At 61.2% G+C, this 19,467-nt stretch carries 17 protein-coding genes, 3 tRNA genes and 1 rRNA gene; 11 read left to right on the top strand and 10 right to left on the bottom strand.

Annotated features, from left to right (window positions below; translation table 11 throughout):
- The first annotated feature begins 7 nt into the window (after nucleotides 1–7).
- A complete protein-coding gene (erpA, locus tag ABC383_RS13680) occupies nucleotides 8–358 on the top strand; it encodes an iron-sulfur cluster insertion protein ErpA (RefSeq protein ID WP_194715044.1) in 351 nt (116 codons plus the stop codon).
- A 75-nt stretch (nucleotides 359–433) separates the two neighbouring features.
- Here the strand turns inward: erpA and ABC383_RS13675 are convergent, their stop codons facing one another.
- Both ABC383_RS13675 and ABC383_RS13670 read right to left on the bottom strand, forming a co-directional pair.
- Complete coding sequence (locus ABC383_RS13675; RefSeq protein WP_413014718.1) at nucleotides 434–2,638, bottom strand: OsmC domain/YcaO domain-containing protein; 2,205 nt, start codon at nucleotides 2,636–2,638, stop codon at nucleotides 434–436.
- Between the two features lie 309 nt (nucleotides 2,639–2,947).
- Nucleotides 2,948–3,023 (bottom strand) — tRNA-Phe (locus tag ABC383_RS13670).
- Nucleotides 3,024–3,138: 115 nt separating this feature from the next.
- On the opposite strand from ABC383_RS13670, the gene ABC383_RS13665 reads away from it, so the two are divergent.
- Both ABC383_RS13665 and ABC383_RS13660 read left to right on the top strand, forming a co-directional pair.
- Entirely contained in the window at nucleotides 3,139–4,350 is a 1,212-nt protein-coding gene (locus ABC383_RS13665) for an FAD-dependent monooxygenase (RefSeq protein WP_413014717.1), read from the top strand.
- Nucleotides 4,351–4,357: 7 nt separating this feature from the next.
- Nucleotides 4,358–5,077, top strand: coding sequence for a DsbC family protein (locus tag ABC383_RS13660; RefSeq protein WP_413016354.1), 720 nt, complete (start codon nucleotides 4,358–4,360; stop codon nucleotides 5,075–5,077).
- 18 nt (nucleotides 5,078–5,095) lie between these two features.
- Here the strand turns inward: ABC383_RS13660 and ABC383_RS13655 are convergent, their stop codons facing one another.
- On the bottom strand, nucleotides 5,096–5,764 hold the full coding sequence (locus ABC383_RS13655) for a carbonic anhydrase (protein ID WP_413014716.1): 669 nt from the start codon (nucleotides 5,762–5,764) through the stop codon (nucleotides 5,096–5,098).
- Between the two features lie 104 nt (nucleotides 5,765–5,868).
- Between ABC383_RS13655 and acuI the strand changes: the two genes are divergently transcribed.
- Nucleotides 5,869–6,858 (top strand): acrylyl-CoA reductase (NADPH), encoded by a 990-nt coding sequence (gene acuI, locus ABC383_RS13650; RefSeq protein WP_413014715.1) that lies wholly within the window; start codon nucleotides 5,869–5,871, stop codon nucleotides 6,856–6,858.
- A gap of 12 nt (nucleotides 6,859–6,870) precedes the next feature.
- Nucleotides 6,871–8,667 carry a M61 family metallopeptidase gene (locus ABC383_RS13645; RefSeq protein ID WP_413014714.1) on the top strand — a complete coding sequence of 599 codons (1,797 nt, stop codon included), beginning with the start codon at nucleotides 6,871–6,873 and terminating at the stop codon, nucleotides 8,665–8,667.
- 60 nt (nucleotides 8,668–8,727) lie between these two features.
- Here the strand turns inward: ABC383_RS13645 and trpC are convergent, their stop codons facing one another.
- The 6 genes from trpC to rpe all read right to left on the bottom strand — a co-directional run bounded on the left by trpC (nucleotide 8,728) and on the right by rpe (nucleotide 14,222).
- Complete coding sequence (gene trpC, locus ABC383_RS13640) at nucleotides 8,728–9,528, bottom strand: indole-3-glycerol phosphate synthase TrpC (protein WP_413014713.1); 801 nt, start codon at nucleotides 9,526–9,528, stop codon at nucleotides 8,728–8,730.
- Between the two features lie 38 nt (nucleotides 9,529–9,566).
- Nucleotides 9,567–10,601 carry an anthranilate phosphoribosyltransferase gene (gene trpD / locus ABC383_RS13635; protein WP_413014712.1) on the bottom strand — a complete coding sequence of 345 codons (1,035 nt, stop codon included), beginning with the start codon at nucleotides 10,599–10,601 and terminating at the stop codon, nucleotides 9,567–9,569.
- Between the two features lie 11 nt (nucleotides 10,602–10,612).
- A complete protein-coding gene (locus ABC383_RS13630) occupies nucleotides 10,613–11,176 on the bottom strand; it encodes an aminodeoxychorismate/anthranilate synthase component II (protein ID WP_413014711.1) in 564 nt (187 codons plus the stop codon).
- Between the two features lies 1 nt (nucleotide 11,177).
- Nucleotides 11,178–12,674, bottom strand: a complete 1,497-nt coding sequence (gene trpE / locus ABC383_RS13625) for an anthranilate synthase component I (RefSeq protein ID WP_413014710.1) — start codon at nucleotides 12,672–12,674, stop codon at nucleotides 11,178–11,180.
- Nucleotides 12,675–12,843: 169 nt separating this feature from the next.
- A complete protein-coding gene (locus ABC383_RS13620) occupies nucleotides 12,844–13,560 on the bottom strand; it encodes a phosphoglycolate phosphatase (RefSeq protein WP_413014709.1) in 717 nt (238 codons plus the stop codon).
- On the bottom strand, nucleotides 13,557–14,222 hold the full coding sequence (rpe, locus tag ABC383_RS13615; RefSeq protein ID WP_413014708.1) for a ribulose-phosphate 3-epimerase: 666 nt from the start codon (nucleotides 14,220–14,222) through the stop codon (nucleotides 13,557–13,559). Before rpe ends, ABC383_RS13620 begins: the two co-directional genes overlap by 4 nt.
- Before the next feature lie 121 nt (nucleotides 14,223–14,343).
- On the opposite strand from rpe, the gene apaG reads away from it, so the two are divergent.
- Nucleotides 14,344–14,718: a Co2+/Mg2+ efflux protein ApaG gene (gene apaG, locus ABC383_RS13610; RefSeq protein WP_194715032.1), complete on the top strand. Its 375-nt coding sequence runs from the start codon at nucleotides 14,344–14,346 to the stop codon at nucleotides 14,716–14,718.
- A gap of 11 nt (nucleotides 14,719–14,729) precedes the next feature.
- On the opposite strand, the gene ABC383_RS13605 is transcribed toward apaG, so the two are convergent.
- Entirely contained in the window at nucleotides 14,730–14,864 is a 135-nt protein-coding gene (locus tag ABC383_RS13605; protein WP_413014707.1) for a hypothetical protein, read from the bottom strand.
- 14 nt (nucleotides 14,865–14,878) lie between these two features.
- On the opposite strand from ABC383_RS13605, the gene mltA reads away from it, so the two are divergent.
- From mltA to ABC383_RS13580, 5 genes are all read left to right on the top strand, one after another.
- On the top strand, nucleotides 14,879–16,072 hold the full coding sequence (gene mltA / locus ABC383_RS13600) for a murein transglycosylase A (protein ID WP_413014706.1): 1,194 nt from the start codon (nucleotides 14,879–14,881) through the stop codon (nucleotides 16,070–16,072).
- Between the two features lie 109 nt (nucleotides 16,073–16,181).
- Nucleotides 16,182–16,958 (top strand): enoyl-CoA hydratase, encoded by a 777-nt coding sequence (locus ABC383_RS13595; protein WP_413016352.1) that lies wholly within the window; start codon nucleotides 16,182–16,184, stop codon nucleotides 16,956–16,958.
- A gap of 398 nt (nucleotides 16,959–17,356) precedes the next feature.
- A 16S ribosomal RNA gene (locus tag ABC383_RS13590) occupies nucleotides 17,357–18,887 on the top strand.
- A gap of 123 nt (nucleotides 18,888–19,010) precedes the next feature.
- Nucleotides 19,011–19,087: transfer RNA gene (locus ABC383_RS13585), tRNA-Ile, on the top strand.
- A 35-nt stretch (nucleotides 19,088–19,122) separates the two neighbouring features.
- A tRNA-Ala gene (locus ABC383_RS13580) sits at nucleotides 19,123–19,198 on the top strand.
- The last annotated feature ends 269 nt before the right edge of the window (nucleotides 19,199–19,467 follow it).

Here is a 19,467-nt window from a genome sequence, read left to right as displayed (position 1 = left end):
AGTCAAAATGAACGCCATTGCAGAAATGCCAGCACCGATTGTTTTTACCGACAGTGCAGCCTCCAAGGTTGCCCAGTTGATTGAAGAAGAAGGAAATCCCGACCTGAAGCTGCGCGTCTTCGTGCAGGGCGGCGGTTGCTCCGGTTTCCAGTACGGTTTCACCTTCGATGAAATCGTCAATGAAGACGACACCACCATGTCCAAGAACGGCGTGCAGTTGCTGATCGATTCGATGAGCTACCAGTACCTGGTGGGCGCGGAGATCGACTACAAGGACGACCTGGAAGGTGCCCAGTTCGTGATCAAGAATCCGAACGCCACCACGACCTGCGGCTGCGGTTCGTCCTTCTCGGCGTAAGCCTCATCGGGGCGCCTTGGCCAGCGGTCACTGGCGCCCCGTTTTCAATGCTTGGCTGGAGTCCTGGGCTTCACGCTAACGCGCGGTGGCTACCGCACCGGCTCGCGCCGCATGGAGTTTCCTGTAGCTGTCGATCAGGCGATGATGCCTGTCCAGGCCTTCCAGCTGCATGCTGGTTGGCGTCAGGCCAAAGAAGCGCACGCTGCCGTCCAGTGAGCCCAGCACTGCGTCCATCCGTACGTTGCCGAACATCCGGCGGAAATTGACGACGTAATCGTCCAGTTCCATGTCCTCGTCGAGCACCACTTCCAGCACCACGTTCAAAGCCTGGTAAAACAGGCCGCGCTCGACCGTGTTGTCGTTGTACTGCAGGAAGGCGCCCACCAGCTCGTGCGCCGCTTCGAAATCCTGCAGGGCGAGGTGAATGAGCAGCTTGAGTTCCAGCACGGTCAGCTGTCCCCATTCCGTATTCTCGTCAAACTCGACGCCGATCAGGGTGGCGATATCGGAGTATTCATCGAGTTCACTGTTTTCCAGACGATCCAGCAGCGCTTCCAGGCTTGCGTCGTCCAGGCGGTGCAAGTTCAGGATATCCGCGCGGAACGACAGCGCCTTGTTGGTGTTATCCCAGATCAGGTCTTCCACGGGATAGATTTCCGAGTAGCCGGGCACCAGAATCCGGCAGGCGATTGCGCCCAACTGGTCATAGACCGCCATGTAGACTTCCTTGCCCATGTCTTCAAGTATGCCGAGCAGGGTGGCGGCTTCCTCGGTATTGGCGTGCTCGCCCTGGCCGGAAAAATCCCATTCGACAAAGTCGAAATGGGCCTTGGCGCTGAAAAAGCGCCAGGACACCACGCCGCTGGAATCAATGAAGTGTTCAACGAAGTTGTTGGGCTCGGTCACGGCGTTGCTGACAAAGCTGGGCTGAGGCAGGTCGTTCAGGCCTTCAAAGCTGCGTCCCTGCAGCAGTTCAGTCAGGCTCCGTTCCAGCGCCACCTCGAAGCTTGGATGGGCGCCGAAGGAAGCAAAGACGCCGCCGGTGCGCGGGTTCATCAACGTGACGCACATGACCGGATAGAGGCCGCCCAGTGACGCATCCTTCACCAGCACCGGAAAGCCCTGCGCTTCCAGGCCTTCGATGCCGGCCAGAATGCCCGGGTACTTCGCCAGCACTTCCTGCGGCACATCCGGCAGCGTTATTTCGCCTGCCAGGATTTCACGCTTCACGGCCCGCTCGAAAATCTCGGACAGGCATTGCACCTGCGCTTCCGCCAGCGTATTGCCGGCGCTCATGCCGTTGCTGACGAAAAGGTTTTCAACCAGGTTGGACGGGAAATACGCCACTTCGCCGTCTGATTGACGCACATACGGCAAGGAGCAGATGCCGCGCTCGACATTGCCCGAGTTGGTGTCGTAGAGGTGAGAACCGCGCAGCTCGCCATCGGGATCGTAGATGGACAGGCAGTAGGGATCAAGAATGCCAGCCGGCAGCGCATCGCCAGGGCCCGGCTTGAACCAGCGCTCATTGGGGTAATGGACGAACGGCGCATTGGCGATGTCTTCGCCCCAAAAGCTGCCGGCGTAGAAATGGTTGGCATTCAGGCGCTCGATATACTCGCCCAATGCCGATGCCAGTGCGCTTTCCTTGGTCGCTCCCTTGCCATTGGTGAAACACATCGGCGAGTGCGCATCGCGGATATGCAGCGACCATACGTTGGGAATGATATTGCGCCACGAGGCGATTTCAATCTTGATGCCCAGGTCCGCCAGAACGCCCGACATATTGGCGATGGTCTGCTCCAGCGGCAGATCCTTGCCCGTGATGTAGGTGCTGGCATCAGGCGCCGGCTTGAGCGTCAGCAGGGACTGGGCATCGGCATCCAGGTTCTCCACCTCTTCGATCACGAATTCGGGTCCGGCCTGCACCACTTTCTTTACCGTGCAGCGCTCGATGGAACGCAGGATGCCCTGGCGGTCGTAGTCGGAAATATTCGCAGGCAGTTCGACCTGGATCTTGAAAATCTGCTGGTAACGGTTTTCCGGGTCGACAATATTATTCTGCGACAGGCGAATGTTCTCAGTCGGGATGTTGCGCGTGTTGCAGTACAGCTTGACGAAGTAAGCTGCGCACAAGGCCGACGAGGCCAGGAAGTAATCGAAGGGACCAGGCGCCGAGCCGTCGCCCTTATAGCGGATGGGCTGGTCGGCCACCACCGTGAAGTCATCGAACTTGGCCTCAAGACGAAGCTTGTCGAGAAAGTTGACTTTGATTTCCATGGGAGATTTCCAAAATAATGTGGCCGTGATTATCCGCCGCTATGCCGGCCTTGTAATGCATCGAGCGTAAGCGGTTGGCAGCGATCCAAACTGATTGAGAGTGGCCAGGGAAGGGCGGCGTTCACTTCTTCCGGATGGCCAATTGAGCAATCGCTCAATCCGGCGGTTGGGGTGAAGCGGGAGTAAGCCTCGAGATGCACCGGCGCAGAAACCTGCGTGACGCCGCCCATGAAAAGCCTGAGTGGCTTTATGCGCACCAATGCATCCGGAAATGCAAAAGGGCTCAGTCGAAACTGAGCCCTTCAATCTTGGTGGCCCGGGGCGGAATCGAACCACCGACACAAGGATTTTCAATCCTCTGCTCTACCGACTGAGCTACCAGGCCAAGGCGGTGCAGTATAACAAACTTCGCGCGATATGCAAGTGCCGCCGGCAATATTCGCCAATCGCACCCGCTATAATGGCTGCACTCTTTTCCACTCGTCTGAAAATCCGCATCCATGAATACCGCAAGCACGATCTGCGTTGTTGGCAACGGCATCATAGGCAAGGTGGCCGCGCTGGGGCTGGCGCAGGCCGGGTTTTCGGTGACCCTGCTGACGCCGCCCGCGAGCCAGCCGGCTGCGTCCTCCGGCAGCTGGGATGTGCGTGTCTACGCGCTCAACCAGGTCGCGCATGCGCTGCTGTCCTCGCTGCGGGTATGGGATGCGCTGGATGCCGCGCGCATCGCGCCGGTGGATGCGATGGTGGTCAATGGCGACGGGCCGCAGGCGGGCGGACGGCTTTCGTTCGATGCCTATGGCGCGCGCGCCGGCGTGCTGGCCTGGATTGTTGAGGACAGCAATCTCAATGCCGCGCTCGACGCCGCGCTGCGCTTCGCGCCCAATCTGAACCGGGTGGCGGCGCGGGCAATACGGCTGGAGCAGCAGGCCGAGGAAGCCGTCATCCATCTGGACAATGGCACGGCATTGCATGCGGCGCTGGTGGTGGGCGCCGACGGGGCGCAGTCATGGGTGCGCGCGCAATGCGATATCGGCCTGGATTACCGGCCGTATGGCCAGCGCGCGGTGGTGGCCAACTTCAGCACGGCGCTGCCGCACCATGGCGCCGCGCATCAGTGGTTCACTTCGGAAGAAGGCATCATTGCACTCCTGCCATTGCCGGGAAACCAGGTGTCGCTGGTCTGGTCCGCACCCGACGCGCTGGCCGATACGCTGTTGCAGGAACCCTTGTCCCAGTTGGCGGCAAGGCTGACAAACCTGCCCAGGCAACCCTTTGGCGAACTGGTGCCGCTGCAGCCGGAAAGCGTCAAGGCATTCCCGCTTGCGCTGATGCGCCCGCACCAGATCGTTGCCCAGCGCGTGGCTCTGGTGGGCGACGCCGCCCATGTGGTGCATCCCCTGGCAGGCCATGGCATGAACCTGGGCTTCGCTGACGTAACTGCCTTGCTGCAGGTGCTGGCCGAACGCGGCGAACGCGATTGCGGCGATGCCCGCGTGCTGCGTCGTTATGCCCGCGAGCGCAAGGAAGATATCCTGCTGATGCAGATCGCCACCGACGGCCTGGAGCGGCTGTTTGCCACCGACTTGGAGCCGGTGCGCGTGCTGCGCAATGTCGGGCTGAACCTGCTGGACCAATTGCCTGTCTTAAAACGGCGCCTGATGTCCCATGCAATGGGCAAGCCGCTGGCGCCTTCCGTAAAAAAAGGTTGATGAAATGATGAAATCGTTGAAGTTTTCCGTGGTTGCAGGCCTGATGCTGACCTTCGCCTGCGCTCATGCGGAAAGTACGCAGGAAGCAGCCATCAAGAAGCAGATCCAGCCCAAGCTGGGCGAGGGCGCCGTCATCGAGTCGGTGACCAAGACGCCCTACAGCGGCCTGTATGAAGTCAGGGTCGGCAGCGACATCTTCTATACCGATGCGCAGGCCAAGTACCTGTTCGTGGGCCGCATCCTGGATGCCAACACCACCGAGGACTACACCAAGGCCAGGGTCGACGAGATCAGCAAGATCAAGTTTTCGGACCTGCCGCTGGAATCGGCGCTGAAGACGGTCAAGGGCAATGGCAAGCGGGTGATCGCGGTATTCGAAGATCCCAACTGCGGCTATTGCAAGCGTTTCCGCCAGACGCTGCAGGACGTCGACAATGTGACGGTCTATACCTTCCTCTACAACATCCTGTCGCCTGATTCGGCGGTGAAGTCCAAGAATGTCTGGTGCTCGGCCGACCGCAACAAGGCCTGGGACGAGTGGATGCTCAACGGCAAGGCAGCAGCCGTGGCGCCGGAATCTTGCAGCACGCCGAATGACAGGATCAAGGCGCTGGGACAAAAGCTGCGCGTGACCGGCACGCCCACCATTTTCTTCACTGACGGTTCCCGTATCCCCGGCGCAATCGACGCCAAGGGACTGGAAGCCAAGCTGGCTTCCGTCAAATAAGGCAAGGGCGGCGCGGTTTCAGCCTTGCTGGCCGTCCTGGTCGGCATGATCGAAGAAGTCGACCACGCCGGTTTCCAGCGAATACTCGGCGCCCACCACCATCAGGCCGCTGCTCTGCGCCAGCTGCTCGATGACCTGCGAGCCGTGCCGCAGATGATTGGCGGAAGCGCGGATGTTGGCGCGCACCGCATGATGCACCAGCGCGTCATGGTCATGCCGCAGCTCGGTCTCCAGCAAGCCTTCGATGCTGGGCCGCACCCGGTCGACGATGGAATGCGGGTCGCGCGAGCGCTGCTGCGGCGGCAGCCGCAAGGTGTCCAGCGTGGCCTCGATCGCGCCGCAGCGGCTGTGGCCCAGCACGACCACCAGCCGCGTGCCGAAACGCTCGGCCGCGAATTCCACGCTGCTGACCTGCGATGGCGCAACGATATTGCCTGCCACCCGTATCACGAACAGGTCGCCTAGTCCCTGATCGAAAATGATTTCCACCGGCACCCTGGAATCCGAACAGCCGAGTATCACGGCAAACGGCGCCTGGCCCGCCACCAGGTCGGCCCGGTGGGCCTGGGTCGAATAACTGTCGTTGCCGCGTTCGTCGGCGACAAAGCGGCGGTTGCCTTCCTTCAGGCACTGCAGCGCTTCACGCGCCGAGATCATGCCCTGGGCGGCCTTGGCATTGGAGCTCATCGCATCCTCCTTACATCGTTCAAATGGGCGATTGTAGCGTTCCCGTACCGCACGCCATCTGCGGCCGCGCACTATAATCGGTGCTCCCGACACGGAGGCAACCCATGTTCAATGCGATCCTGCTTAACAAGAAAGAAGACGGCAGCACCGCCGCCCAATTGACCCAGCTTGATGAAGCCCAACTGCCGGCGGACGGCGACGTCACTGTCGCCATCGACTATTCCACCATCAATTACAAGGACGGCCTGGCCATCACCGGCAAGGCGCCGGTAGTCAGGAAGTGGCCGATGGTGCCCGGCATCGACGGCGCCGGCCAGGTGCTGGAATCGAGCCATCCAGACTGGAAGCCGGGCGATGCCTTCATCTTGAACGGCTGGGGCGTCGGTGAAACCCATATGGGCTGCCTGGCGCAGCGCGCCCGCCTGAAAGGCGACTGGCTGATCCGCCGGCCGCAGGGCATGTCGTCGCGCACCGCGATGGCGATCGGCACCGCCGGCTACACCGCGATGCTGTCGGCGCTGGCGCTGCGGGAGCAGGGCGTGGAACCAGGCGATGGTGAAATCCTGGTGACCGGCGCATCGGGCGGCGTGGGCAGCGTGGCCATCGCCATCCTGTCGGGCTGGGGCTACCAAGTGGTGGCATCCACCGGCAAGCTCGATGAAGCCGGTTACCTCAAATCGCTGGGCGCGGCCGAAGTGATCGACCGGGCCGCGCTGTCGGCGCCCGGCAAGCCGCTGCAGAAGGAACGCTGGGCCGGCGTGGTCGATTCGGTCGGCTCGCATACTCTGGTCAATGCAATCGCGCAGGTGCGTTATGGCGGCGTGGCCACAGCCTGCGGCCTGGCCCAGGGACTGGACTTCCCGGCGTCGGTCGCGCCCTTCATTCTGCGCGGCGTGCGGCTGATAGGCATCGACAGCGTGATGGCGCCTACGGAAAAACGCATCGCTGCCTGGCAGCGGCTGGCAAGCGATCTCGATCCCGCCAAGCTCGACGCCATCACCAGCGAGATCACTCTGGCTGACGCGCTGTCCCGCGCGCCCGAGATCCTGGCTGGCAAGGTGCGCGGCCGTCTCGTCGTCAACGTCAATGCCTGAGGGCTGTCCCGCATGATCCAGCCCGTACGCTACAGCATCCTCCCCAAGGACCCTGCCGCCCACCTGTTTGAGGTGGTTCTCACGGTCGACACGCCCGACCCCGCCGGCCAGCGCTTCATGCTGCCGGCCTGGATTCCGGGCAGCTACATGATCCGCGAATTCGCGCGCAATATCGTGCGCATCGCCGCCAGGGCCAATGGCAGGAAAGTCGCGCTGAAAAAGACCGACAAGCACAGCTGGCAGGCCGGCCGCTGCGACGGCCCGCTGGTGCTGACCTATGAAGTCTATGCATGGGACCTGTCGGTGCGCACCGCCCACCTCGACCAGACCCATGCCTTCTTCAACGGCACCAGCGTGTTCCTGCAGGTGATCGGGCAGGAACAGGCGCCGCATGAAGTCGACATCCGCCGTCCCGAGGGTCCGGCGTTTGCCGACTGGCGCGTGGCCACCGCCTTGCCGGAGCTCGATGCCGAGCGCTACGGCTTCGGCCTGTACCAGGCTGCCAATTATGACGATCTGATCGACCATCCCGTGGAGTTGGGCACGTTTGCGCTGGCGACCTTCAAGGCGCATGGCGTGCCGCATGACGTGGTCATCACCGGGCAAGTGCCGAACCTGGACCTGACCCGGCTGTGCGCCGACCTGAAGAAGGTCTGCGAAGCGCAGATCCGGCTGTTCGAGCCCGGCAACCGGCGCGCACCGATGCGGCGCTATGTCTTCATGACGCTGGCGGTTGGCGACGGTTATGGCGGCCTGGAGCATCGAGCATCGACGGCCCTGATCTGCTCGCGCGCCGACCTGCCGGTGCAGGGCAAGAAGGAAATGACCGATGGCTACCGCACCTACCTGGGGTTGTGCAGCCACGAGTACTTCCACACCTGGAACGTCAAGCGCATCAAGCCTGCCGCCTTTGCACCCTACGATCTGCAAAGCGAAGGCTATACCTCGCTGCTATGGCTGTTCGAAGGCTTCACCAGCTACTACGACGACCTGATGCTGGTGCGCGCCGGGCTGATCAGCGAGGCGGACTATTTCAAGCTGCTGGCCAAGACCGCCAGCGGCGTATTGCGCGGCAGCGGACGCACCCGTCAGAGCGTGGCCGAATCGAGCTTCGATGCCTGGGTCAAGTATTACCGCCAGGATGAAAATGCGCCTAACGCCATCGTCAGTTACTACACCAAAGGCTCGCTGGTCGGCCTGGGCCTGGACCTCACCATACGCGCCGCCACCAATGGCAAGAAATCGCTGGACGACGTGATGCGCGCCCTGTGGGAACGCTACGGCAGGGACTTTTACAGCGACGGCGAAAACGGTGGCCGCGGCCTGGAGGAGGGTGATGCGCTGGCGCTGTTCGAGGAAGTCAGCGGCGTCAGCCTGAAACGCTTCTTCGACCGTCATATCCATGGCACGGACGACGTCGCGCTGGACAAGCTGCTCGCGCCTTTCGGCGTCACGCTTGCCGACAAGCGCAATGGCGGCAAGCCGTCGCTGGGCGCACGCACCGTCAAGGAAGGCAATGAGTGCAAGCTAGCCAATGTGTATGAAGGCGGCGCGGCGCATCGGGCCGGCCTGTCCGCGCTGGATCTGCTGGTGGCCATTGATGGCCTGCGGGTTAGCGCAGCAAATCTCGATGCGCTGATGTCACGTTATGGCGTCGGCGACACGGTGACGGTGCATGCCTTCCGGCGCGACGAGCTGATGGTGTTTTCGGTGAGGCTGATGGCCGATGAAGCGCCGCAGCTCACCCTGACGGCAGAAACCAAGCCTGTGGCTGCAACCCGCATGCGGGCGGCCTGGCTGGCGGAGTAGGCAGACGGCGGTCTAGCCTGGCGCGCGTCAGGCCGTGCCAGCTCGCGGCCTTATCCAGCCTCAACCAAACAGGCGCTGCAGTTCCTCGCCGGGATCGGCGGCCCGCATGAACGCCTCGCCCACCAGGAAGGCATGCACGTCGGCCGCCCGCATGCGCCTGACGTCATCCGCGTTCAGGATGCCCGACTCGGTGACCACCAGCTTGTCCTTCGGAATGCGCGGCAGCAGGTCGAGCGTGTTCTGCAGCGAAGTCTCGAAGGTACGCAGGTTGCGGTTGTTGATGCCCAGCAGCCGGGTATTGAGGCGCAGCGCGGCGTCGAGTTCGGCGCCATCGTGCACTTCCACCAGCACATCCATGCCAAGGTCGTGCGCGCAGGCTTCCAGCTCCGCCATCAGGCCATGGTCCAGCGCGGCCACGATCAGCAATATCGCATCCGCACCCCAGGAACGTGCCTGGTACACCTGGTAAGGGTCGACCATGAAATCCTTGCGCAGCACCGGCAGTTCGCAGGCGGCGCGCGCCTGCTGCAGGTATTCCGGCGCGCCCTGGAAGAATTGCACATCGGTCAGCACCGACAGGCAGGCCGCGCCGTGTTCTTCATAGCTCAGCGCAATCGCGGCCGGATCGAAGTCGGCGCGCAGCACGCCCTTGGATGGCGAGGCCTTCTTCACTTCGGCGATCACGCCTGCGCGGCCGGCGGCGATCTTGCCGCGCAGGCTGCCCTCGAAGCCGCGCAGGCCGTCGCGCAACTGCTGGTCGTTCTCGACTTCACTGCGCAGGCTGGCCAGGCTTTGCCGCTGGATTGCCGCGGCCACTTCCTCGGCTTTCACTGCCAGGATCTTGTTGAGTATGTCGGACATGATGTTGCTGCTTTCTCTGTGCTGGACCAGGCGCCGCGTCAGGCGCCGCCGATTCTCCGGGTGGCGGCGACGAACTGCTCCATCTTCGCGCGCGCCGCGCCCGAGGCCATGGTGTCAATGGCCAACTTCATGCCGGCGCCGATGTCGGCTGCCATGCCGTTTGCATACAACGCGGTGCCTGCATTAAGCGCCACGATGTCGCGCGGCGCGCCCGGCACGTTGTCGATCGCTTCCAGAATCTTTTCCCTGGACTCCGCCGCATTCGCCACCTTCAGGTTGCGGCTGGCGATCATCTGCAGGCCATAGTCTTCAGGATGGATCTCATATTCACGGATCTGGCCGTCCACCAGCTCGCCCACCATGGTGGCCGCACCGAGCGAGACTTCGTCCATGTTGTCGCGGCCCCAGACCACCATCGCGCGCTGCGCGCCGAGGCGCTGCAACACCCGCACCTGAATGCCGACCAGGTCGGAATGGAACACGCCCATCAGGATGTTGGGTGCGCCAGCCGGGTTGGTCAGCGGTCCGAGGATGTTGAAGATGGTGCGCACGCCCAGCTCACGCCGCACCGGCGCCGCATGCTTCATCGCCGCATGGTGGTTGGGCGCGTACATGAAGCCGATGCCAGTCTCGGCGATGCACTCGGCCACCTGCTGCGGCTGCAGGTTGATGTTGGCGCCCAGCGCTTCCAATGCATCGGCGCTGCCCGACGAGGACGACACGCTGCGTCCGCCATGCTTGGCCACCCTGGCGCCGGCAGCCGCCGCAACGAACATCGATGCGGTGGAAATGTTGAAGGTGTTGGCGCCGTCGCCGCCGGTGCCGACGATGTCGAGCAGGCCGCTGGTGTCTTCCAGCGGCACCTTGGTGGCGAATTCGCGCATCACCTGCGCCGCCGCCGTGATCTCGCCTATGGTTTCCTTCTTCACCCGCAAGCCCATGGTCAGGGCGGCAACCATCACCGGCGACATCTCGCCCGACATGATGCTGCGAAACAGCGACAGCATTTCGTCGTGGAAGATCTCGCGGTGTTCAATGCAGCGCAGCAGCGCTTCCTGTGGTGTGATCGGCATGATGGTTTCGCTTAACGTTTCAGGAAGTTCTGCAGCAGTTCGTGGCCATGCTCGGTCAGGATGGACTCGGGATGAAACTGCACGCCCTCGATGTCGAACGCCTTGTGGCGCACGCCCATGATCTCGCCATCCGAGGTCCAGGCCGTCACTTCCAGGCAGTCGGGCAGCGAGTCGCGCTCGATGGCCAGCGAGTGGTAGCGGGTAATGGTGTACGGATCGGGCAGGCCCTTGAACACGCCCACGCCGGTATGGTGCAGCAGGTCGGTCTTGCCATGCATGACCTGCTTTGCCCGCACCACCTTGCCGCCGAAGGCCGCGCCGATGGCCTGGTGGCCAAGGCACACGCCGAGGATGGGCAGTTTGCCGGCCAGGTCCTGCAGCACCGGCACCGAGACGCCGGCCTCGTGCGGCGTGCAGGGGCCGGGCGAGATGCAGATGCGTTCCGGCTGCATCGCAACGATCTCTTCCAGCGTGACTTCGTCATTGCGCACCGTGCGCACGTCCTCACCCAGCTCGCCGAAGTATTGCACCAGGTTGTAGGTGAACGAATCGTAGTTGTCGATCATCAGCAGCATGTCAGATTCCTCCATCCAGGCCGTCTTGCACCTGCTCGGCCGCGCGCAATACCGCGCGCGCCTTGTTTTCCGTTTCCTGCCATTCCATCTCGGGCACCGAGTCGGCCACGATGCCGGCCGCGGCCTGCACATACAGCATGCCGTCCTTGATCACGCCGGTGCGGATCGCAATCGCCAGGTCCATCTCGCCGCCAAAGGACAGATAGCCGCAGGCGCCGCCGTAGATGCCGCGCTTGGTCGGCTCCAGCTCGTCGATGATTTCCATCGCCCGCACCTTGGGCGCGCCGGACAGGGTGCCGGCCGGGAAGGTGGCGCGCAGCACGTCGAGATTGGACATGCCGGGCTTCAATGCGCCTTCCACATTAGAGACGATGTGCTGCACATGGGAATACTTTTCGATCACGAACTTGTCGGTGACCTTGACGCTGCCGGTCTGCGCGATGCGGCCGATGTCGTTGCGCGCCAGGTCGATCAGCATCACATGCTCGGCGATTTCCTTCGGGTCGGCCAAGAGCTCGGTTGCCAGTGCCGCATCCCGCTCGGGCGTATTGCCGCGCGGCCGGGTGCCGGCTAGCGGGCGTATCGTCACCTTCTTGCCGCCATCCGGCGTGCCTTCATTGCGCACCAGGATTTCCGGCGACGCCCCGACGATATGCATGTCGCCGAAGTTGTAGAAGTACATGTAGGGCGAGGGATTGAGCGAGCGCAGCGCCCGGTACAGCGACAGCGGCGAATCGACATACGGCTTCTTGATGCGCTGGCCTATCTGCACCTGCATCAGGTCGCCCGCCATGATGTATTCCTTGGCCCTGGCAACCGCGTCCAGATAGGCCGCCTTGTCGAAGTCGCGCACCGCCTCGGTTCGCACCGAAGCCGACGTCACCGGCGCATCGACCGCGCGGCGCAGCATCGCGCGCAGGTCATGCAGGCGGCGCCGGGCGCGCGGGAAAGCCTCGGCCTGGGTCGGATCGGCATAGACGATCAGGTAAAGCTTGCCTGACAGGTTGTCGATGACGGCCAGTTCCTCGGTCAGCAGCAGCTGGATGTCGGGCAGGCCAAGGTCATCCTTGGGCGCCGTCTCAGCCAGGCGCTTCTCGATATGGCGCACCGTGTCGTAACCAAAATAGCCCGCCAGGCCGCCGCAGAAACGCGGCATGCCGGGCAGCACCGCAACCTTGAAGCGCGACTGGTAGTCGGCGATGAAGTCGAGCGGATTGCCTTCCACGCTTTCCACCACCGAGCCATTCGTGACAACTTCGGTCCGGCGGCCATAGCTGCGCAGCAAAGTGGTAGCGGGCAGCCCGATGAAGGAATAGCGGCCGAAGCGCTCGCCGCCGACGACGGATTCGAGCAGGAAAGTATTCTTGCCGCCGTTCTGCTGCTGCGCCAGCTTGAGATAAAGGGACAGCGGGGTTTCGAGATCGGCAAAGGCTTCAGCGATCAGCGGGATGCGGTTGTAGCCTTGCGCGGCCAGCGACTTGAATTCGAGTTCGGTCATGATTCTCTCCCGACCGCGTGAGGGATGGGTGCGCGGTCATTGAGTTAAAAACGTGATCGAGCGCGCATGCGAACGCACTCGACAGCCAATCGGGGACTACCAGGTCCAGGATTGCCAGCGTCGCCAGGGCCAGGCCTCAGGAACGGCCGGCGCAGATAAGCTGCGTTTTTTATTGAGAGACATGTTGGTTGGGATTTGCTGCTGAGATCAGTCGGGCTGCATCTAAAAGCGTGTCGACTATACCATCCGAATCAACGTCTTGTATAGGCTGGCCATGATTGTAGCCATAAGGCACGGTCAGCACCCTGCAGCTGGCCGCGCGCGCCGCCTGGGCATCGTTGGACGAGTCGCCGATGGCCACCACGTGCCGCGGCGCCAGGCTGAAATCGGCGCACACCTGCAAGAGCGGCATCGGATCGGGCTTCTTGCGCGGCAGCGAGTCGCCGCCATACACCACTTCGAACGCATCCAGCAGGCCGGCGGTTTCCAGCAGCGGCAGCGCAAAGCCAACCGGCTTGTTGGTCACGCAGGCCAGGCGCAGCCCCTGTTGCTGCATGTCGCGCAAGCCGTCGGCCACGCCCGGATAGACCGTCGCGTGCCGGCCGTTGATGGCGCTGTAGGAGCGCATGTAGGCATCCAGCGCCTGCTCGTAGCGCGCGGCCGCCTGGTCTGGCGCATAGTCCAGGCCGAGGATGCTGCGCACCAGGTTCTCGGTGCCCTTGCCGACGAAGCGCGTGATCACATCAATGCCGACCGGCGCAAGCTCCAGCTCGGAGCGCATCGCATTGACCGCCACCAGGAAATCGGGCGCGGTATCCATCATCGTGCCGTCGAGGTCGATGATGGCCGCGCGGATGCCGGCAAACAGGCTGTCAGGCGCGCTCATAGGCCAGCCAGCTGGCCGCGCATCGCGTCGATCACTGCCTTGTAATCGGGCTTGCCGAAGATGGCCGAACCGGCAACAAAGGTGTCGGCGCCTGCCTTCGCCGCGGCGGCAATGTTGTCGACCTTGATGCCGCCATCGACTTCCAGCATGATGTCGCGCCCCGATGCGTCGATGCGCTGGCGCACATCCGCGATCTTCTTCAGCGCTTCGGGAATGAAGGACTGGCCGCCAAAGCCGGGATTGACCGACATCAGCAGAATGATGTCGAGCTTGTCCATCACATGGTCGAGATAATGCAGCGGCGTGGCAGGGTTGAACACCAGGCCGGCCTTGCAGCCATTGTCGCGGATCAGTTGCAGCGTGCGGTCGATATGCTCGGACGCTTCCGGATGAAAGGTGATGATATTGGCGCCAGCCTTGGCAAAATCCGGAATGATGCGGTCCACGGGCTTGACCATCAGATGCACATCGATCGGCACCTGCACATGCGGCCGGATCGCCTCGCATACCAGCGGGCCTATCGTCAGATTGGGGACGTAGTGGTTGTCCATCACGTCGAAGTGAATGATGTCGGCGCCGGCGGCGACCACGTTGCGGACCTCTTCGCCAAGACGGGCAAAATCAGCGGAGAGTATGCTGGGAGCGATGCGATAAGTAGCCATGGAATTCGTCAGTTGGAACAATCCGTTATTCTACCTTGGCGCGCACGGCCGGGTCCGGCTGACAAAATGGCATCGCGGCACCGTCATCGTCGCGCAGAAATCAATCCGGCAAAGGAATCAAATGGCAGCTTATGAATTCACCGTTTCGGTCAGAACCCAGTATCTGGAGAAACAGTCCGACCCCGAACACGGCAGTTTCGTGTTCGCCTATTCCATCACGATCCGCAATACGGGACAGGTTGCAGCGCAGCTGATTTCCCGCCACTGGGTCATCAAGGACGCCAATGACAAGGTGGAAGAGGTGAAGGGACTCGGCGTGGTCGGCCACCAGCCGCTGCTGCAGCCCGGACAGCAGTTCGAATACACCAGCGGCACCTCGCTGAAGACGCCGCACGGCACCATGTCGGGCAGCTATTTCTGCGTTGCCGAGGACGGCACCCGGTTTGAAGCACCGATTGCCGAGTTTGTGCTGTCCTTGCCGCGCACGCTACACTGACGCCGCGCAGTTCACGCCGGTTTGTCATCGTCAGGTGGCGGCCGGCGCACTTGCTGGTCCGGTTTGCGGCCCGCAAACATCGTCCACCAGACGATGAATACCAGCAGGAAAAATGCGACGCAGGCTTCTATTATCAGTAACCACATGCCATTGACTTCCGATGTTATCCAAGCGCTCCAGTTTACTCGCACTCCCCATCGTCATCACAGCACTTCTTTCCGCCTGCAGCACCACGCCGCCCAAGCCCATTGAGACTGCGCGGACGCCGTCCCCGGCGCCGGCGACAGGTCCGGCGCCGGTGGCCGGCCCGGTATTGCGTCCCGTCGCCTTCAATGCCATGCCCGGCTGGGACCGCGACGACGTTCGCGAGGCATGGCCCGCCTTCCTCACTTCCTGCGATGTGCTGGTCAAGCGTGCCGCCTGGAAAGAGCCTTGCACCGTGGCGCGCACGGTCGACGCCAATAGCGCCGGCGCGATCCGCACGTTCTTCGAGGCCTTCTTTGTGCCGCACCAGGTCTTCAACCCCGACGGCACGGACAATGGCCTGGTCACCGGCTACTACGAGCCCTTGCTCAACGGCGCCCGCAAGCGTGGCGGACCGTACCAGACTCCGCTGCACCGCGCGCCGGAAGACCTGCTGACGATCGACCTCGGCAGCGTTTACCCGGAATTGAAGAACATGCGCCTGCGCGGCAAGCTGGTCGGCAACAAGGTTGTTCCTTATCCGGCGCGAGCGGAATTGACGCAGTCGGCGGCAATGACCGGCAATGAACTGGTGTGGGTGGACAATCCGATCGACGCCTTCTTTCTCCAGGTGCAGGGCTCGGGACGTGTCCAGTTTGCCGACACCAAGGAAGTAGTGCGCGTCGCCTATGCGGATCAGAACGGCCATCCTTATCGCTCGATTGGCCGTTATCTGGTCGACAAGGGCGAGCTGACCATGGACCAGGCATCCGCCCAGGGCATCAAGGCCTGGCTGGCAGCCAATCCCAAGCGCCAGCAGGAACTGCTCAATGCCAATCCGGGCTATGTCTTCTTCAAGGAAGAAAAACTGACGGATCCGCGCAAGGGGCCGAAAGGCGCGCTGGGTGTGCCGCTGACGCCGCAGCGTTCCGTCGCAGTCGATCCGAACTTCATCCCGCTGGGCGCGCCGGTATTTCTGTCAACCACGCAGCCCGGCAGCAATGCCCCGCTGCAGCGCATGATGCTGGCGCAGGACACCGGCGGCGCGATCAAGAATGCAGTCAGGGCGGACTATTTCTGGGGCTTTGGCGCCGAAGCGGGCGAGAAGGCCGGGAAAATGAAGCAGCGCGGCATGCTCTGGGTGCTGTTGCCCAAGCCAGGCACCGTCTGAATGCCGGGATGCCAGCGCGCATGGCTTCAGGCGCAGGCTGGCATCCTTGTGCAACCTGCAAGCAGATACAATGCGCCGGCCATCCGGGCACATTTCAGTGGAGGTCTCCATGCAATATGAAAATATCATTGTGGAAACGCAGGGCAAGGTCGGGCTGATTCGCCTGAATCGACCCAAGGCGCTCAACGCGCTGAACGACCAGTTGATGGATGAGCTTGGGCATGCCTTAACGTCATTCGACGGCGAAGACAATATCGGATGCATCGTCATCACCGGTAGCGAAAAGGCTTTCGCCGCCGGCGCCGACATCGGTGCCATGGCAAGCTATACCTATATGGATGTATTCAAGGGCGAGTACATCACCAGAAACTGGGAAACGGTGCGCCGGGTGCGCAAGCCTGTCATTGCGGCAGTGGCTGGCTATGCCCTGGGCGGCGGCTGTGAACTGGCGATGATGTGCGACTTCATCATCGCTGCCGACACGGCCAAATTTGGTCAGCCGGAAGTCAAGCTCGGTACCATCCCCGGCGCCGGCGGCACCCAGCGCCTGCCGCGCGCCGTGTCGAAAGCCAAGGCCATGGACATGTGCCTGACTGCCCGCATGATGGACGCCGCCGAAGCCGAGCGCGCAGGACTGGTTTCGCGCGTGGTCGCCGCCGACAAGCTTCTCGACGAAGCGCTGGCCGCCGCCAGCACTATCGCCTCGATGTCCCTCCCGGTAGTCATGATGATCAAGGAATCCATCAACCGTGCTTACGAGTCCACCCTCGCCGAAGGCGTGCAATACGAGCGTCGTCTGTTCCACAGCACATTCGCCACGGAAGACCAGAAAGAGGGCATGAAAGCTTTCGTCGAAAAGCGCTTGCCGAATTTTCGCAACCTTTGATATAGTTCGCCTCCCGCTGCAGAACAGCGCGGCGGGGGCGGAAAAAGGCAGCATGCTGGTCCGGTTTTTTTGAAGCGAAGCGAAAAAAAACTGTTGACGCGAAACAGCAAATGCCCCATAATCTCGCCTCTTTGCTGCTGACGAACACAACGCTTCGCAGCAGCCGGCAAGTCCCTCGGGGCGGCTGGCAGCAGACTGAATTGTCCGGTTCTTTAACAACCAACAACCGATAAGTGTGGGCACTTGATGAAGTGCGCCGGTGGCAACGCCGGATGCTCAAATTATTAAGCAAGTGCTCACAACAAAGAAGTAGAACGATTCGCAAGAATCGATCTGTCAGTATTTTGAGTGAGCGACGGTTCTTCGGAACCTGCCAGCAATGGCACAAAACAGAGATTGAACTGAAGAGTTTGATCCTGGCTCAGATTGAACGCTGGCGGCATGCCTTACACATGCAAGTCGAACGGCAGCACGGACTTCGGTCTGGTGGCGAGTGGCGAACGGGTGAGTAATATATCGGAACGTGCCCTGGAGTGGGGGATAACTAGTCGAAAGATTAGCTAATACCGCATACGATCTATGGATGAAAGTGGGGGATCGCAAGACCTCATGCTCGTGGAGCGGCCGATATCTGATTAGCTAGTTGGTGGGGTAAAAGCCTACCAAGGCATCGATCAGTAGCTGGTCTGAGAGGACGACCAGCCACACTGGGACTGAGACACGGCCCAGACTCCTACGGGAGGCAGCAGTGGGGAATTTTGGACAATGGGGGCAACCCTGATCCAGCAATGCCGCGTGAGTGAAGAAGGCCTTCGGGTTGTAAAGCTCTTTTGTCAGGGAAGAAACGGTTCTGGCTAATATCCGGAGCTAATGACGGTACCTGAAGAATAAGCACCGGCTAACTACGTGCCAGCAGCCGCGGTAATACGTAGGGTGCGAGCGTTAATCGGAATTACTGGGCGTAAAGCGTGCGCAGGCGGTTGTGCAAGACAGATGTGAAATCCCCGGGCTCAACCTGGGAATTGCATTTGTGACTGTACGGCTAGAGTGTGTCAGAGGGGGGTAGAATTCCACGTGTAGCAGTGAAATGCGTAGAGATGTGGAGGAATACCGATGGCGAAGGCAGCCCCCTGGGATAACACTGACGCTCATGCACGAAAGCGTGGGGAGCAAACAGGATTAGATACCCTGGTAGTCCACGCCCTAAACGATGTCAACTAGTTGTCGGGTCTTAATTGACTTGGTAACGCAGCTAACGCGTGAAGTTGACCGCCTGGGGAGTACGGTCGCAAGATTAAAACTCAAAGGAATTGACGGGGACCCGCACAAGCGGTGGATGATGTGGATTAATTCGATGCAACGCGAAAAACCTTACCTACCCTTGACATGGCAGGAATCCTTGAGAGATCAGGGAGTGCTCGAAAGAGAACCTGCACACAGGTGCTGCATGGCTGTCGTCAGCTCGTGTCGTGAGATGTTGGGTTAAGTCCCGCAACGAGCGCAACCCTTGTCATTAGTTGCTACGAAAGGGCACTCTAATGAGACTGCCGGTGACAAACCGGAGGAAGGTGGGGATGACGTCAAGTCCTCATGGCCCTTATGGGTAGGGCTTCACACGTCATACAATGGTACATACAGAGGGCCGCCAACCCGCGAGGGGGAGCTAATCCCAGAAAGTGTATCGTAGTCCGGATTGGAGTCTGCAACTCGACTCCATGAAGTTGGAATCGCTAGTAATCGCGGATCAGCATGTCGCGGTGAATACGTTCCCGGGTCTTGTACACACCGCCCGTCACACCATGGGAGCGGGTTTTACCAGAAGTAGGTAGCTTAACCGCAAGGAGGGCGCTTACCACGGTAGGATTCGTGACTGGGGTGAAGTCGTAACAAGGTAGCCGTATCGGAAGGTGCGGCTGGATCACCTCCTTTCTAGAGATATGCACGCAGTTGGGTGTCCACACTTATCGGTTGTAGGCAAAACGAAGAACAGTCAAAACACACCGTCAGGTCATGAAGTGATCGGTACATGCAGCAGTCGTGCAGCGTGTGCGAGGGTCTGTAGCTCAGCTGGTTAGAGCACCGTGTTGATAACGCGGGGGTCGTTGGTTCGAGCCCAACCAGACCCACCAGTTGGCAGCAGTGAAGAAGTCATGGCAAGTCCCATGGGGGTTTAGCTCAGCTGGGAGAGCACCTGCTTTGCAAGCAGGGGGTCGTCGGTTCGATCCCGTCAACCTCCACCATTCTCTGACCATGACGGCAGCAAGGTACAAACGTAAGTCAGTGCGGGCCAAAGAGCTAGGCATGCGATTTAGGTTTGATCATTGCGATCAAGAAGGCTGTATTCGTTCTTTAACAAAGTGGAAGAAGTAGTAAAGATCAATGTAATTCGCAATGCGCGTTAATCTGGCGGTAAGCAGATTAGCAAACATTGCTGGGTTGTGATTGTATCGAAACAAACATGCATCAAATGAAACACAGCGCTTGCCTATGACGTCTTTGGAGGCAACTC

The sequence above is a fragment of the Noviherbaspirillum phoenicis genome, assembly GCF_047237965.1.
In the GTDB taxonomy this organism is placed as follows: Bacteria; Pseudomonadota; Gammaproteobacteria; order Burkholderiales; family Burkholderiaceae_D; genus Noviherbaspirillum_A.
This window is presented reverse-complemented; position numbering and strand designations above follow the sequence as displayed.

What these genes read in the sequence shown, in the direction of transcription:
- ABC383_RS13660 (WP_413016354.1), top strand. Translation starts at nt 4,358, where the DNA reads ATGAAATCGTTGAAGTTTTCCGTGGTTGCAGGCCTGATGCTGACCTTC.
- trpE (WP_413014710.1), bottom strand. Translation starts at nt 12,674, where the DNA reads ATGACCGAACTCGAATTCAAGTCGCTGGCCGCGCAAGGCTACAACCGC.
- acuI (WP_413014715.1), top strand. Translation starts at nt 5,869, where the DNA reads ATGTTCAATGCGATCCTGCTTAACAAGAAAGAAGACGGCAGCACCGCC.
- erpA (WP_194715044.1), top strand. Translation starts at nt 8, where the DNA reads ATGAACGCCATTGCAGAAATGCCAGCACCGATTGTTTTTACCGACAGT.
- ABC383_RS13630 (WP_413014711.1), bottom strand. Translation starts at nt 11,176, where the DNA reads ATGCTGCTGATGATCGACAACTACGATTCGTTCACCTACAACCTGGTG.
- ABC383_RS13620 (WP_413014709.1), bottom strand. Translation starts at nt 13,560, where the DNA reads ATGAGCGCGCCTGACAGCCTGTTTGCCGGCATCCGCGCGGCCATCATC.
- trpD (WP_413014712.1), bottom strand. Translation starts at nt 10,601, where the DNA reads ATGCCGATCACACCACAGGAAGCGCTGCTGCGCTGCATTGAACACCGC.
- ABC383_RS13675 (WP_413014718.1), bottom strand. Translation starts at nt 2,638, where the DNA reads ATGGAAATCAAAGTCAACTTTCTCGACAAGCTTCGTCTTGAGGCCAAG.
- ABC383_RS13595 (WP_413016352.1), top strand. Translation starts at nt 16,182, where the DNA reads ATGCAATATGAAAATATCATTGTGGAAACGCAGGGCAAGGTCGGGCTG.
- ABC383_RS13665 (WP_413014717.1), top strand. Translation starts at nt 3,139, where the DNA reads ATGAATACCGCAAGCACGATCTGCGTTGTTGGCAACGGCATCATAGGC.
- apaG (WP_194715032.1), top strand. Translation starts at nt 14,344, where the DNA reads ATGGCAGCTTATGAATTCACCGTTTCGGTCAGAACCCAGTATCTGGAG.
- mltA (WP_413014706.1), top strand. Translation starts at nt 14,879, where the DNA reads ATGTTATCCAAGCGCTCCAGTTTACTCGCACTCCCCATCGTCATCACA.
- trpC (WP_413014713.1), bottom strand. Translation starts at nt 9,528, where the DNA reads ATGTCCGACATACTCAACAAGATCCTGGCAGTGAAAGCCGAGGAAGTG.
- ABC383_RS13645 (WP_413014714.1), top strand. Translation starts at nt 6,871, where the DNA reads ATGATCCAGCCCGTACGCTACAGCATCCTCCCCAAGGACCCTGCCGCC.
- ABC383_RS13605 (WP_413014707.1), bottom strand. Translation starts at nt 14,864, where the DNA reads ATGTGGTTACTGATAATAGAAGCCTGCGTCGCATTTTTCCTGCTGGTA.
- ABC383_RS13655 (WP_413014716.1), bottom strand. Translation starts at nt 5,764, where the DNA reads ATGAGCTCCAATGCCAAGGCCGCCCAGGGCATGATCTCGGCGCGTGAA.
- rpe (WP_413014708.1), bottom strand. Translation starts at nt 14,222, where the DNA reads ATGGCTACTTATCGCATCGCTCCCAGCATACTCTCCGCTGATTTTGCC.